This window comes from Treponema sp. Marseille-Q4523 (assembly GCF_016901105.1).
Lineage (GTDB): Bacteria > Spirochaetota > Spirochaetia > Treponematales > Treponemataceae > Treponema_D.
Genome location: NZ_JAFEVM010000005.1, coordinates 102572 through 115421 on the forward strand (window position 1 = coordinate 102572; position 12850 = coordinate 115421).

12 protein-coding genes and 2 tRNA genes are annotated in these 12850 nt (G+C 51.0%); 5 read left to right on the forward strand and 9 right to left on the reverse strand.

Annotated elements, in window-relative coordinates; translation table 11 throughout:
- Window positions 1-18: 18 nt before the first annotated feature.
- Window positions 19-729: a late competence development ComFB family protein gene (locus JSQ97_RS02780; RefSeq protein WP_205074652.1), complete on the forward strand. Its 711-nt coding sequence runs from the start codon at window positions 19-21 to the stop codon at window positions 727-729.
- A gap of 102 nt (window positions 730-831) precedes the next feature.
- Here the strand turns inward: JSQ97_RS02780 and JSQ97_RS02785 are convergent, their stop codons facing one another.
- The 6 genes from JSQ97_RS02785 to nagA form a co-directional block, all read right to left on the reverse strand.
- On the reverse strand, window positions 832-1515 hold the full coding sequence (locus JSQ97_RS02785; RefSeq protein ID WP_239446881.1) for an L-fuculose-phosphate aldolase: 684 nt from the start codon (window positions 1513-1515) through the stop codon (window positions 832-834).
- The gene (locus JSQ97_RS02790) at window positions 1515-2567 is read right to left on the reverse strand and encodes an S-methyl-5-thioribose-1-phosphate isomerase (protein WP_205074653.1); all 1053 of its coding nucleotides are present in this window, start codon (window positions 2565-2567) and stop codon (window positions 1515-1517) included. Before JSQ97_RS02790 ends, JSQ97_RS02785 begins: the two co-directional genes overlap by 1 nt.
- On the reverse strand, window positions 2564-3802 hold the full coding sequence (gene mtnK, locus JSQ97_RS02795) for an S-methyl-5-thioribose kinase (protein ID WP_239446882.1): 1239 nt from the start codon (window positions 3800-3802) through the stop codon (window positions 2564-2566). The genes JSQ97_RS02790 and mtnK overlap by 4 nt, the downstream gene beginning before the upstream one ends.
- 32 nt (window positions 3803-3834) lie before the next feature.
- A tRNA-Val gene (locus JSQ97_RS02800) sits at window positions 3835-3908 on the reverse strand.
- A 242-nt stretch (window positions 3909-4150) separates the two neighbouring features.
- Window positions 4151-4954: a glucosamine-6-phosphate deaminase gene (nagB, locus tag JSQ97_RS02805; protein ID WP_205074654.1), complete on the reverse strand. Its 804-nt coding sequence runs from the start codon at window positions 4952-4954 to the stop codon at window positions 4151-4153.
- A 54-nt stretch (window positions 4955-5008) separates the two neighbouring features.
- A complete protein-coding gene (nagA, locus tag JSQ97_RS02810) occupies window positions 5009-6175 on the reverse strand; it encodes an N-acetylglucosamine-6-phosphate deacetylase (RefSeq protein ID WP_205074655.1) in 1167 nt (388 codons plus the stop codon).
- 320 nt (window positions 6176-6495) lie between these two features.
- On the opposite strand from nagA, the gene JSQ97_RS02815 reads away from it, so the two are divergent.
- Complete coding sequence (locus JSQ97_RS02815) at window positions 6496-7827, forward strand: bifunctional folylpolyglutamate synthase/dihydrofolate synthase (RefSeq protein WP_205074656.1); 1332 nt, start codon at window positions 6496-6498, stop codon at window positions 7825-7827.
- On the opposite strand, the gene JSQ97_RS02820 is transcribed toward JSQ97_RS02815, so the two are convergent.
- From JSQ97_RS02820 to alr, 3 genes are read right to left on the reverse strand one after another with little or no spacing between them, the layout of a single operon-like run.
- Complete coding sequence (locus JSQ97_RS02820) at window positions 7824-8159, reverse strand: BrnA antitoxin family protein (RefSeq protein ID WP_205074657.1); 336 nt, start codon at window positions 8157-8159, stop codon at window positions 7824-7826. The two genes, JSQ97_RS02815 and JSQ97_RS02820, sit on opposite strands and share 4 nt — an antisense overlap.
- Window positions 8128-8427 (reverse strand): BrnT family toxin, encoded by a 300-nt coding sequence (locus JSQ97_RS02825; protein ID WP_205074658.1) that lies wholly within the window; start codon window positions 8425-8427, stop codon window positions 8128-8130. The genes JSQ97_RS02820 and JSQ97_RS02825 overlap by 32 nt, the downstream gene beginning before the upstream one ends.
- A 55-nt stretch (window positions 8428-8482) precedes the next feature.
- The gene (gene alr, locus JSQ97_RS02830) at window positions 8483-9625 is read right to left on the reverse strand and encodes an alanine racemase (protein WP_205074659.1); all 1143 of its coding nucleotides are present in this window, start codon (window positions 9623-9625) and stop codon (window positions 8483-8485) included.
- Between the two features lie 250 nt (window positions 9626-9875).
- Between alr and JSQ97_RS02835 the strand changes: the two genes are divergently transcribed.
- From JSQ97_RS02835 to JSQ97_RS02845, 3 genes are all read left to right on the forward strand, one after another.
- Complete coding sequence (locus JSQ97_RS02835) at window positions 9876-10844, forward strand: hypothetical protein (RefSeq protein WP_205074660.1); 969 nt, start codon at window positions 9876-9878, stop codon at window positions 10842-10844.
- A 39-nt stretch (window positions 10845-10883) separates the two neighbouring features.
- The gene (gene thrC / locus JSQ97_RS02840; protein ID WP_205074661.1) at window positions 10884-12299 is read left to right on the forward strand and encodes a threonine synthase; all 1416 of its coding nucleotides are present in this window, start codon (window positions 10884-10886) and stop codon (window positions 12297-12299) included.
- A gap of 138 nt (window positions 12300-12437) precedes the next feature.
- Window positions 12438-12510: transfer RNA gene (locus JSQ97_RS02845), tRNA-Gly, on the forward strand.
- Window positions 12511-12850 lie beyond the last annotated feature (340 nt).

The following is a 12850-nucleotide window of genomic DNA, read 5'->3' on the forward strand; positions in this document are numbered from 1 at the left end:
GAGTTTTGCGGGAGGAATATGAAAGTTCACAACGTAATGGAAGAATTGGTAACGTCACGTGTCGCTCTCATGTATGAACGGCTCAACGAAACGAGGCCTTCATGGCTTACCTGCGACTGCGAAGATTGCCGGATCGATGCCGTAAGCTATGTGCTGAACCGCATTCCGCCGCGCTACGTCGTTTCCGGACGCGGTATCGTACATACGATGAACATCCCGATGCCGCAGATAAAAGCCGATATCGACGCGCTCACTATGGAAGCCATACGCGTCATCAATTCCGTAAAACGTCCGTATCACAAAGACCTTGCGCCGAGCGTACATTCGGAAGAATCGCAGATTTCCTTCAACTTCCCGATTTTTTCGGGGAACGTTTTCGACGGTGCGTCCTTCGAACCGCTCATCGACTGTACGATCACGCTTAAATGCGACGAGCACAACGCCGATATGATCGATAAAACGTGGTCAAATCCGTGTAAAACATACGCGGCGACGAACGGCTCATATTCCTTCTGGGTGAAACCTTGCAAAGCCGACAAAGTCGGCGAAAGCAAATACTTTACGTTTACGGTGGAAGTGAGTGCAAACGGTTATGCGCCTGCAAGTCATGCGTTCAGCATTCCTCTCGTAAGCGAAGCCGAGCAGCGAAACGAAGCCTGCACTTCTTACTCTCTGAAAATACAGGATCTGTTTTTATTTCGAAGCGACGTAAAAAATCCGATGGAGTGATCGGGAAACGCCGATAAGGGTAAAAGAACCCGTACCGAGCGTTCCCGCGTCTGTTTTGTCCGGTTCCGTTCGAAAGTTTTCGTTTCGGACAGAGCCTTGAACCTATCTGTTTTTTACCTGTCCGTAGCCTTTGAATTTTTCGATCACCCGCCCCATTTCGTCATCCGGCAGCACGAAAGGCTTTCCCGCGCACATCGCCCGGTACTGCACTTCGGCGCAAAATTCCATGCCGCGCGCCAAACCGAATGCCGAAGGCAAATCTTTTCCGACGGCAAGCATACCGTGATTTGCCAAAAGGACCGCATCGCTTTTTCCGATCGCTTCTTTTGCCGCTTCCGCCAATTCGATCGTGCCGAAAGTTCGATACGGAGCGCACGGAACTTCCGAAGTACCCGCATCCGCGACGACATAATGAACTGCGCGGATCGGCTCATGAAGACACGCAAGTACGGTGCAGTACATCGAATGCGTGTGTACGACCGCCCTCGCTTCGGCTTTCGCCTCGTACATCGCCGCATGAAGCGCCCATTCGCTCGACGGCTTTTTGTTTCCTTCGACGATTTTTCCGTCGAGATCGACTACAACGATATCGCTTTCTTTCGTATCGAAATACGGAATACCCGACGGACTGATGATCATGAGTTTTTTTCCAGGATCGAAAATGCTTATATTCCCGCTCGTCCCCGATGTGAGACGCTCCGTAATCAAACGCTTTCCATAATCGACGATCGCTTTGCGTTCTTCGTCATACATATCTGTCATACCTCCGTCGTCTGCCTTTTTCATCAATAATACTCATCCGTTTTCGTATCGAAATAGTCGTTCAGCGTATAGGGCGTAAAGACGCCTTTATCGGTTACGACGCCGCTTATCAAATGCGGAGGCGTGATGTCGAACGAAGGGTAGATCCCTTTGACGCCCGGAAGCGTATTCACCCTTCCGCCCGAACTCAGCACGAGGGACGGGTCTCTCTCTTCGATGACGATATCGCGCATCGTCATTTTATCCGCGTCCGGTATGCCCGTCACAAAATACGGAATGCCGAAGTGCTTTGCCAAAATCGAGATTTGAAACGTGCCGATTTTATTTGCAATGTGACCGTCGCGAGCGATGGTGTCTGCCGCCGACGTAAAGACGTCGATGCCTTTTTTTTGCATCGCGTAGGCGACCATATTATCCGTTATGACCGTCGTATCGAAACCCATTTCATAACAGCAGCTCGACGTAAGGCGCGCACCCTGCAGGTAGGGCCGCGTTTCCGCACAGTAGAGTTTCAACTCATTACCGTTTTTTTTCGCCGCACGCAGCATCATACCGACGATCGTTTCGCCGAAGCACTGCGTAAGTACCGTTCCGCCTTTCGGAAAAAGAGAAGCGAGGTATTCGCCGACTTTTTCCATCGTGCCGTAGCGGCGCTCAAGCGAATCGATTGTCCGCTCGAAGATCGCCTCACACACGTTTTTTCCGCCCGCAAGAGCGCTTTCGGCCGCTTTGAGGCAGCCCTCCGTGACGATGCTCATCCTGTTTGCCGTCGTCGGTCTTGCATGCGATATGTCGTGTGCCGCTTGTCGTAAAAACTCGAGCTGAGAAGCGGCGCTTTTGTCTTTTACTTCGTAAGCCGCGAGCGCCATACCCATACCTGCCGCCGTATAGGGACCTGCGCTTTGCGTAACCATATCGGCGATCGCCTGTGCGACTTCCCGATATGAAACGCATTCGACGAAATTTATTTCCGTAGGATAGATGCGTCTGTCCAATATGCGCACTTTTCCGTTTTCGTACCACGCGACGTTTTCGTATCTCAGCAAAAAGGGCAAATCGAAATCACACCGCTTCATAGTTCACCCCGCTTTACGCAGCCGAAAATATCGTTTGCCGCCTGCACGAGGTCGCTTCCCGATTTCATATCGTCCGGCCGCTTTATAAAGGTTTTCCCGAGCAGGATGAGGCTCCTCTCAAGCGGTACTTTCAGCGCGATATCCGTCACGGAAGTCACTTCCGACACTTTCGCATCCCCGACGACTCGCCTGATGATTTCCGTTCCCGCATAGCCTGCCGAATCGGCAAGTACGCTTTCCGTATACGCTTTTTTAAAGCGCTCGTTTTTATACAGAGGGAATTCGACAAGCTCATCGTATTTTTTTTCAAACTTCGTTTTAAACGAATCGAAAACGTCCGCAATCGTCTTTTGCAGCCACGATAAAAATTCCGCATTATCAGGCTTCGTCCAATACGCGTTCGCATACGCGAAAAAGAAATTTCCGATGACGTTTCCGACATCGTAGCCCATGGGACCGTAAAACGCGAATTCCGGATCGATTACTTTTATGCCGTCTTCATTTACGAAGATGGAACCGGAATGCAAATCTCCGTGAACGAGCGCCTGCGCGTGATTCATAAAATCGTCCCGAAGGCACGCGACGCATGCGTGCAGCGCTTTGTCTTTGTACAGCACTTTTTCGACAAAGCTTGCATTTTCCGGTATAATGACGTTCCGCTTTTTGTAATCCCAATACGGTTCGGTAAATACCAAATCTTCCGAAATATCGCAGAGTTCGGGATTCGTAAAAAGCTTGACGCGCTCTTTTTTTTCAGCCCTTCCGATAACCAAATCCGTCGTCGGAAGCAGCGTATCCGCAAGAAAGGTCGAAAGCTCATCGCTCAATGCCGGAAAAATTTTCCCCGCACCGAGCTCTTTGCGCAAATTCTTATACGCCGAAATATCTTCCATGGACAGTGCGAACATCGCTTCGTCGTAGTGATAGATTTCGGGCACAAAGTCGGGCGCGAGCGATTTTTCGATTTTCAAAATCTCCGCTTCGATTTTGTTCCGATGCATATCGAGCGGACGGCCGGATGAGCGGAGCAGCGTGTCCGCCTGTTTTATGACGAGGGACTTGCCGCTCGTTTTGCCGAACACTTTGAACACATAGTTGATATTGCCGTCGCCGATCTCCGTACAGCCGAGCTCTTCGTCCGCATCAAAATAGTCGAGCACCTCTCGCGCATATTCGACAGCCGTCCGTACGTCGAGTAAAAAATGTTTTGCGTATTTTTTTTTATCTGACATCATTGAAACGTGTACGCCGACGTACGGAGTATGTTTGGACGATGAGGGATTCGGACCCCCGACACCCTGGGTGTAAACCAGGTACTCTAACCGGCTGAGCTAATCGTCCGCGTATTTTTCGAGTATAAAGAAATGTGCACTTGCTGTCAACGGTAAAATCAGCCACTGACAGCCGTACAAAATCAGCGGCATCTCGTCAATGAACTGCGTCCCGTACAATCAACCGTTGTCGATAGTATCCGAGTCAAGTCGCTGCAAAGATGCATATCGGCAAGGAGAGCGCACGTGATTCTTTCGACATCGTAAGCGAAAATCCGAAGCGTTCCAAAAACGGCGCAACGCGCAAATCCGTCACAGCGCCTTCTCTTCGATATGCGATTCGATTTCGGTAAAATAGCGCACCGTCTTTACTTTCAGCTCTTCGCCCGCCTCATCGTCGCAGACGATCACGGCGTCTTTGTGCAGCTGAAGCGCCGTTACCGCCCATTGGTGAGAAATCGCCCCTTCGACGCCCTGCGCGACCGCTAAAGCTTTTACCCGTCCCGTCGCCATGATGACGACTTCATCCGCATCGCAGATGGTCCCGACACCGACGCTCAGCGCCTGAGTCGGAACTTTCGAAAGATCGCCGCCGAAAAACCGAGCGTTCGCATCGACCGTTTCTTTCGTCAGCGTAGCCGCGTGCGTGCGCGATGCGAGGGAAGAACCCGGCTCGTTGAACGCGATGTGTCCGTCGCTTCCGATGCCGCCGAAAAAGAGACGTATACCGCCGGCAGCTTCGATCGCTTTTTCATAAGCGGCGCATTCGGCTTCTTTGTCCTGTGCCGTCCCGTTCAATATGTGAATATTTTTTTTATCGATATCGATGTGATTAAAAAAATTGTCGAACATAAAATAATGATAGCTTTGCGGATGCTTGTCGTCGAGACCGACGTATTCGTCCATATTGAACGTGACGACGTTTTTAAATGAAACCTTTCCCGCCTTGTATAGTTCGATAAGCGCCCGATAGGTTCCGATAGGCGTACTCCCCGTCGGAAGCCCGAGCACAAAGGGATTCGATTCGCTCGGATTATAATCGACAATGCGCCGCGCAATGTGCTGCGCAACCCAAGCCGAACACGCATCGTAATCTTTTTTGATGATAACACGCATACAACCTCCCGTAAAAACGATAGTATTATTTATTAATTATTTATCGTCAACAAGTTAAAACGTATTCTTTATCGTGCGCCCCTGCACCATCACAAAGCGCAACACAAAATCCTTATCGAAGACGATGACGTCGCTGTCGTAACCGGGGACGAGCATACCTTTTTTTTGATACTTCATAATACGCGCGGGATTCGCCGATGCGCATTTTACCGCATCGCTCAACGGAAAGCCGAACGATACGAGATTCTTCAACCCGCGTATCATCGTAAGGGCGGAACCGGCGATGACGTCGTCCGATTTCCGATGAAAGCAGCCGTCTTTGAAAACGACTTCTTCGCCGTTCGCCGTAAGATGCTCGCCTCTCTCTTCGGTAGGAGTGAGCGCATCGGTGACGAGCACGATTTGATCGCTCGTCTTGTCTTTTTGTAAAAGTTTAAAGAGATCCGGATGTACGTGCACGCCGTCGGCGATGATTTCGCATGTCATTTCCGGATGGATAAGCACCGCTCCGACCGCACCGGGGTTCCGGTGATGCATTTGACTCATTGCGTTGAAAAAATGCGTCGCATGAAAAATACCCGCCTGCATACCTTCGACCATATTGCTGTAAGCGGCATCGGTATGTCCCGCCTGCAGCACGATCCCCTTGTCGATACACATAAGCGCGAGGCGTCGCATATCTTTCAATTCCGGGGCGACGGTCATATTGACGATATGCCCTTCGGAGGCTTCCCAAAGCCGCTCCATCAAATCGAGGTCGACGCTCCTTACCGTTTCGGGACGCTGTACGCCGAGTTTATACGGCGAAATAAAGGGGCCTTCGAGATGGATCCCCATAATCCTCGCGCCTCTTTCCTTTCCCATAGCGCGCACGATCGCTTTGATCGAGGAAATCATAGTCGCTTCGTCGGAAGGATACATCGTCGGATTGAAAGCGGTGACGCCGTAGTCTGCGAGGTCGTCCGACATACGGAGCATACATTCGGTCGTACAATCGTCCGTACCGTGCCCTTTAAATCCGTGTATATGCGTGTCGATCAAACCAGGTGCGACGTACATACCTTGCGCATCGATAAGGGCGACGTCTTTATCGAATGTCTTTTGACGAAAACGGTTTTCGGAAAATATATCGGCGATCTTCCCGCCGTCGATCAAAACGGCGCAGTCGCCCATCTGCGAAATGCCGTTCAGCACCGTCGCATTGTGTATGCATAATTTCATAGTAAAATAACAATAGCACAAATCTCGCGTTTTGCAAACCGCGAGATCGAGACATTTCGGACGATTTCACTCCGGACGTTTCGCGACTGGCTGTCGAAAAAGTAACGTTTAAAAGCGCCGCTGAAATGGCGCGGCACTTTTAACTGCAAGTTTGCAGAGCAAACCGTTTTCTTTTGAAAACTCGCCCATATACGTGTGCGCTTTTGCGCACTAACGCGGCATTTTCGGAAGTTGACACTTCCTGCAATGCCACGTGTATAGGAACCGACTTTTGAGACAGCCCCTGTGCTCTCCTGCAAATCCGTGTTATACTCGCCGTCATGGAACATGCTCCTTCGATGCGCAGCTTTGAAAGATGGCTCGATTCATTTATCAATTTCGAAAAGCTTCCGCAAAAAAATATGTTTTGGCTCGACACGATGCGTTTTTTTTGCGAACGGCTCGGACATCCCGAAGCCTCATCCCCGTGCTTTCACATAGCCGGTTCAAAGGGCAAAGGCTCCGTTTCAAAGATGATCGCATGCATTTTGCAGGAAGCAGGCTTTTCCGTCGGCATCTACACTTCTCCGCACGTGAGCGATTTCCGAGAACGCATCGCGACACCCGGCGGCTTTTTCGAGGACGCGGTCTACAGTGACGCTGCAGCGGAATTGATGCATGCAGTGCAGTCGGCACAAAGCGAAAAAAAAATACCGCGCACCCTTACATGGTTCGAACTTGTGACGCTCTACGCGTTTTTGTGCTTTCGCCGAGCGCGCACCGATTGGAACGTATTCGAAGTCGGATTGGGCGGAAGGCTCGATGCGACAAACGTCGTCACGCCGAAACTCTGCTGTATCACGCCGATCGAACTCGAGCACACCGAATACCTCGGCGATACGCTTGAAAAAATCGCCTCCGAAAAAGCGGGCATCATAAAACCTTTCGTTCCCGTCATCGTTTCGCATCAGACGACACATTCTGTCTACCGGATATTTCAAAAAACCGTCCAAAAAGCTGATACGTCGTGCACTTTTGTGGACGATATGATACGATTTCGAGAAATTTCGTATACAAATGATTGCCGTATGAACCTGTGTTTCGAAAGCCCTCTGTTTTCCCGTCCCGTGCAAACGACACTGCGTATGCTCGGCTCGGTGCAGGCACAAAATGCGGCTCAAGCCGCCCTCGCGGTAAAAACGGCACTGCCCGCAATCGATGAGGCCATTATCGAAAAGGGACTCGCAAAGGCAAGCCTCCCCGCCCGCTTTGAAATCATACCCTGCCGCAATGCCGTCGTCGTCTTTGACGGAGCGCATACGGTCTTGAGTATGCAAAATACGCTTGACGCCCTCACTTCCCTCTTCCCGTCCCGCCCCCGTCATCTGCTTTTTGCCCTTGCCGCCGACAAAAATGCCGAAGCGATCGCCCGCCTTTTTCGCGGCACATTTCATTCGATCACGTTGACAAAACCGGGATTTACAAAACACGGCGACATAGAACGCGCAGAGGCCGCCTGTAAAAGCGCGCACCTTTCGTTCACTTGTGAAATCGATTTTGAAAAAGCGGTACAAAGCGCATTCGAAAAAGCCGAAGCCGCTTCCGCCGTCCTGCTCGTTTCAGGTTCTTTTTACCTTGCCGCCGATGCGAAGCGCATTATGAATTTTTGTTAATGTTCCGCGCTTCTTTGTAAAAACGCATGAGCACGCAAAACATCATTCATCTTTGTTTGGTATCCCCTGCCCTGCGATTTGTACCATTCGAGAACATCGGTATCGATCTGCAAATGAATTTCCGTTTTTTTCGCTTCGCACCATTCGGGATGAACTTCATACCATGGACGAAATTTTGCGAGTTCCTCTTTGGTCTGTTGCGGGCAATCAGGATCGTCTTCTGCAGTACCGGCACGAACCTGCGCTGCTGCGCGGCGGATAACATTCTTTTCCTCTTCGGTAAGCGGATTTTTTTTCACTTCATCGAGTGTCATAGTTATTAAAGTATTCATCGATTTCCTCCTTTTCCGCAGGACGCGCAGAAATAATTCTGACTCTATTTTCATCCACTTCCGTATAAACAACAAAAAGAATATCATCAACCATACCGATTACATTCCATCGCTCTTCATCGAATGTTGAATGCTGTGAATCATATTTTTCAATACGTTTGTTGTCGGAAAAAACTTTAACCGCTATTCGGAATGAGATCCCGTTATGTTTTTCAATGTTGTGCTTTTCTTTATCCGGATCCCACTCAAATGATAACACCTTCCGCATCCCCCGCCGCTATCAGTATACACCATAATCGTGTACGCAAACAAGATTTTCCGCGCTACACTTCGACGCGCGGCACGCGCTTTGCGATGCCCGTCAAAATCTCATACGAAATCGTGCCGGAAGCCTTTGCAATGTCCGCCGCCGTCTGCAGCGCACCGGAATTTTCAGGGCCGAATATGACGGCTTTATCCCAACGGCGGACGCCGCCTGAGCCGACATCGACCATACACTGATCCATGCAGATGCGCCCGACGACGGGATAGTTTTTTCCGTTTATCGCGACGCACAGACCGGGAGACAAGCTCCGCGGCAAGCCGTCCGCATAGCCGATCGGAAGCGTTGCGAGGACGGTATCGCATTCGGCCGTCCACGTGCGGTTATACGAAACCGCCTCCCCTTTTTTTATCGATTTAATCGCAACGACTTCGCTTTCAAGAGCCATCACGGGTTCGAGCGTACACGGCTTTCCCCGCTCGGCACAGTAAGCGCCGTCGATGCTCCCGTCAAAATAGCCGTACATAACGATCCCCGGTCTCACCATATCGAGCTGCATTTCCGGCCGGTCGATCAGCGCCGCAGACGCCGCACAGTGTCTGATGCCGGGGTCTATACCTTCATCTTCGATCGATTTGACGGCGCACATAAAATGCGAAAATTGATCGTCCGTATACCGCCTCGCCGCCTCATCCGTTTCATCCGCCGAAGAAAAATGCGTACACACCCCTCCGAGTGCAAGGCGGGGCAAGTTTACGATGCGCTTTGCAAAACGTGAAGCTTCATCGACGGAGCATCCTATGCGGCGCATGCCGGTATCGACTGCAAGATGTACGGGAAATTTTCCGGCAGCATATTTTCCGGCAGCGACGTTGAAAAGTTCGGCATAGGCTTCGTCGCACACGAGGGGGGTAAGCTTATACGAAACGGCGTCTTTCATCTCGTCGGGCGCACATAAACTCAAAAGCAAAATCGGAGAGGCGATGCCGCTTTCACGAAGCTCGATCCCTTCGTCTACGGTCGCAACCGCGCAAAACGATGCGCCTGAAGCGAGCGCCGTCTTTGCGGCAAAAACCGCGCCCGAGCCGTAACCGTTCGCTTTCACCGCCACGCAGATTTTCACATCGTTTTTAATAAAGGATTTAACGACGGAAAGATTGTGTATCAAATTGTTTTTATAAACGACCGCCCTCGTACTTCTCATAGTACGCCTATTTTAGATAGACGGCGCATTTTGAGCAACAGGGCAAGCGGGAAATTTGACAATCCGAAATCCTTGAGATTTTTTCAAAAAGACGATATACTGTATAGATGAATGACGACTTTTGAAATTACAGGCTTATAATCGGCGATATCCCGCCCGCCTTGCCGCGGTCGAGTTCTTTGAGCGAAATTCCGTTTTCAAACGTATTGTGCATTCGATTTTTAAATTAATAATTTCGACAAGGGTTCCTATGGTTGTTTTAATAAAAAGATACCGTTCGATCGTTCCGGCGGTATTGCTTTTTTCGGCTTTTTTATCCGGTGCGCATGCATCGAAAAGAGGCGCAAAATCCGCACTTCCCCTACCGGCCGCGGAAGGCGCACTTGAAGCGCCGAGTCCTGCCGATATCGAACAAAACGAATTTTTGACGAGAATTTCCGGCATCGCTTTGAACATCGTTTCTTTTCCGAAGCAAACGGTAAAGCACGTCCCTTTTACGTCGGCGTATACGCTCCTCGTAAAAGACGCTGAAGAAAAAGAGGTTTCCGGCATGCCGATCACGGTTTCATACCCCGCATCGCGCACGGACGATTCGATCGTCTACGACGAAATCGTTTTAACGACGGACGAAAACGGACGCATCGAATTTATGCCCGAAGTTCCGACTTCGTCGTTCAACGCGGTCGTAACCTTTTATCCGACACCCGTCAATTCGAATCCCGAAACCGTCAAAGCCGCCCGTGCCGCGAGCGTTACGGCACCTTACAAAGTCCGAACCGATTTGGCAAAAAAAAGCGGCATCCTCTACGTATTCGATTTCGATGAAAACGGACGCGCACTTACCAATTCGCGCTACATCCTGAGAGACTTTATCAATTCCGGCGTCCGATCGGGAAACTCTCCCATCCCTTCCCCAAATTATCTGAATCAAAGCATCGCATCTCTTTACAAAGCGACGCGCGCCATCGTCGGAAATTCGGCCGGTTTTATGGTATCGGGTTCGGTAAAATTCGCCGCTCCTTCGGAACGCAAAGATGACGGCACCTATGCGTGCACACTCGTCGCCGACATTGTATGCATCGATATGCAAAACGGAGCAGTGTTATATAAAACGCGGCAGACGGCATCGGAAACGGGGACATCGCAGTATCTCGCCGTCGAAGCGTGCCGCAAAAAAATCGCTTCGCAAACGGTGCAGGCGATACTCTACGGAATGTAACGATAAAATCGATATTATTAATTTTCGGAAGGATATGATATGAAGTACACCGACACGCGAGAGGCAAGCGTAAAAACCGATTTTCGAACCGCCGTAATGAGCGGCATGGATCCCGTAACCGGCGGTCTCTATATGCCCGAATCGTTTCCGCACATCGATCGGACCTTTATCAATAAAACGCCCGCTCCGTGTTTCCGCGATATCGCATTCAATATGGCAAAACCCTACGTCGAAGGCGAAATCCCGGACGACGAACTCAAAGGTATCATCGAAGACGCATATCCGTTTTCGCCGAAACTCGTTCCCCTCGATTCGATCACCTATGTGCTGGAACTCTTTCACGGACCGACATGCGCGTTTAAAGATTTCGGCGCACGTTTTATGGCGCGCGTCATGTCGTTTTTTAATAAAACCGAAAAGGGTACGCTCCACATCCTCGTCGCAACTTCGGGCGACACGGGAAGCGCCGTCGGAAGCGCATTCCACAACGTGGCGGGTCTCGACGTGACGATCCTCTACCCCGAAGGAAAAGTGAGCGCCCTGCAGGAAAAACAGCTTTCGACCTTTACCGGAAACGTACGAGCGCTCAAAGTGCGCGGTACTTTCGACGATTGCCAAAAACTCGTCAAAACCGCCTTTACCGATGCCGAATTGCGAAAAACTTTTCGCCTCTCTTCCGCAAATTCGATAAACATCGCGCGCCTTTTGCCGCAGAGCTTTTATTATATGTACGCTTCTCTCGCTTCTCGCGACAGAGCAAAACTCGACAGCAAAATCGACGACCCTGCCGTCATCATGTCCGTTCCGTCCGGCAATTTCGGAAATCTCACATCGGGTCTCATCGCACGCGAAATGGGAGCGCCGATCACCGGTTTCATCGCCGCAACGAATACGAATCACACCGTTCCCGACTGGATCGCCACCGGAGAATACCGCGCGCGAGCGTCCGTCGAAACATACGCAAACGCGATGGATGTCGGCGCTCCGAGCAACTACGAGCGCATAGCCGCAATGTATTCGCTTGAACAAGTGCGGCATCTCTTTGCATCGTACTGGCTCGACAACGACGGCATTATGAACGCCGTCCGATCGTGTCACGCAAAAACGGGGTACATCACCGATCCGCACGGAGCGATAGCGTGGAAAGCGTGGGACGACATCAGAAGCGGCTCCATGCAAAATCTCATGGGCGGCATCAAAGGCTCAAGCGAAAAGCCCGGTCTCACGCCGAACATCCCCGATTGGGCGCGCTTCGTCACGGAAAAAAAGAGCGTCGGCATCATCCTTGAAACGGCCGATCCCGCAAAGTTCAGCGAAACCGTCGCCGAAGCTTGCGGAAGAGAGCCGCCCATGCCCGATAGGCTCATGCAAGTGATGCAGCTCCCCGACAACGCCGTCCCGATGGAAAACGATTACGAAGCGTTCAAATCGTGGCTCACGTCGAATCTGGCGTAAGTCGCAAGGCTTTGCAGCGTGTGCCTGCCTCCAAGTGCGTGAGGAACGGCGGGGCGCCACAGTACAGCAAACTCCCCGATACAAACTCACCGCACCGTTGACACGCTCCGCCGTTTTCGATATAGTGGTATCACTTTTGCGGTAGTCGTATAACGGCTCATTACCCCAGCCTTCCAAGCTGGAGACGAGGGTTCGACTCCCTTCTACCGCTGAAGAAAAGAGTTTGCGAGTTGCAGACTCTTTTTTATTTTAAATATGATTCCTGCTTTTCAGATAAGGGAGTCGAAGCGAACGAGCGCCGAGCAAAGCGAGGAAGAGGCGGCAAGGATGCCGCCGGAAGCGAGTAAGCCGGCCTGCAGGGAGCGCACAGGATGTACGCGACCGAAAGGCGACTCCCTTCTACCGCTGAAAAAAAGAGTTTGCAAGTTGCAGACTCTTTTTTATTTTAAATATGATTCCTGCTTTTCAGATAAGGGAGTCGAAGCGAACGAGCGCCGAGCAAAGCGAGGAAGAGGCGGCAAGGATGCCGCCGGAAGCGAGTAAGCCGGCCT

Excerpts from the sequence above, each read along its gene's own strand:
- mtnK (WP_239446882.1), bottom strand. The coding sequence starts at position 3,802 with ATGATGTCAGATAAAAAAAAATACGCAAAACATTTTTTACTCGACGTA.
- JSQ97_RS02820 (WP_205074657.1), bottom strand. The coding sequence starts at position 8,159 with ATGAATACTTTAATAACTATGACACTCGATGAAGTGAAAAAAAATCCG.
- nagA (WP_205074655.1), bottom strand. The coding sequence starts at position 6,175 with ATGAAATTATGCATACACAATGCGACGGTGCTGAACGGCATTTCGCAG.
- JSQ97_RS02825 (WP_205074658.1), bottom strand. The coding sequence starts at position 8,427 with ATGCGGAAGGTGTTATCATTTGAGTGGGATCCGGATAAAGAAAAGCAC.
- alr (WP_205074659.1), bottom strand. The coding sequence starts at position 9,625 with ATGAGAAGTACGAGGGCGGTCGTTTATAAAAACAATTTGATACACAAT.
- nagB (WP_205074654.1), bottom strand. The coding sequence starts at position 4,954 with ATGCGTGTTATCATCAAAAAAGATTACGATGCGTGTTCGGCTTGGGTT.
- JSQ97_RS02815 (WP_205074656.1), top strand. The coding sequence starts at position 6,496 with ATGGAACATGCTCCTTCGATGCGCAGCTTTGAAAGATGGCTCGATTCA.
- JSQ97_RS02790 (WP_205074653.1), bottom strand. The coding sequence starts at position 2,567 with ATGAAGCGGTGTGATTTCGATTTGCCCTTTTTGCTGAGATACGAAAAC.
- JSQ97_RS02780 (WP_205074652.1), top strand. The coding sequence starts at position 19 with ATGAAAGTTCACAACGTAATGGAAGAATTGGTAACGTCACGTGTCGCT.
- JSQ97_RS02835 (WP_205074660.1), top strand. The coding sequence starts at position 9,876 with ATGGTTGTTTTAATAAAAAGATACCGTTCGATCGTTCCGGCGGTATTG.
- thrC (WP_205074661.1), top strand. The coding sequence starts at position 10,884 with ATGAAGTACACCGACACGCGAGAGGCAAGCGTAAAAACCGATTTTCGA.
- JSQ97_RS02785 (WP_239446881.1), bottom strand. The coding sequence starts at position 1,515 with ATGAAAAAGGCAGACGACGGAGGTATGACAGATATGTATGACGAAGAA.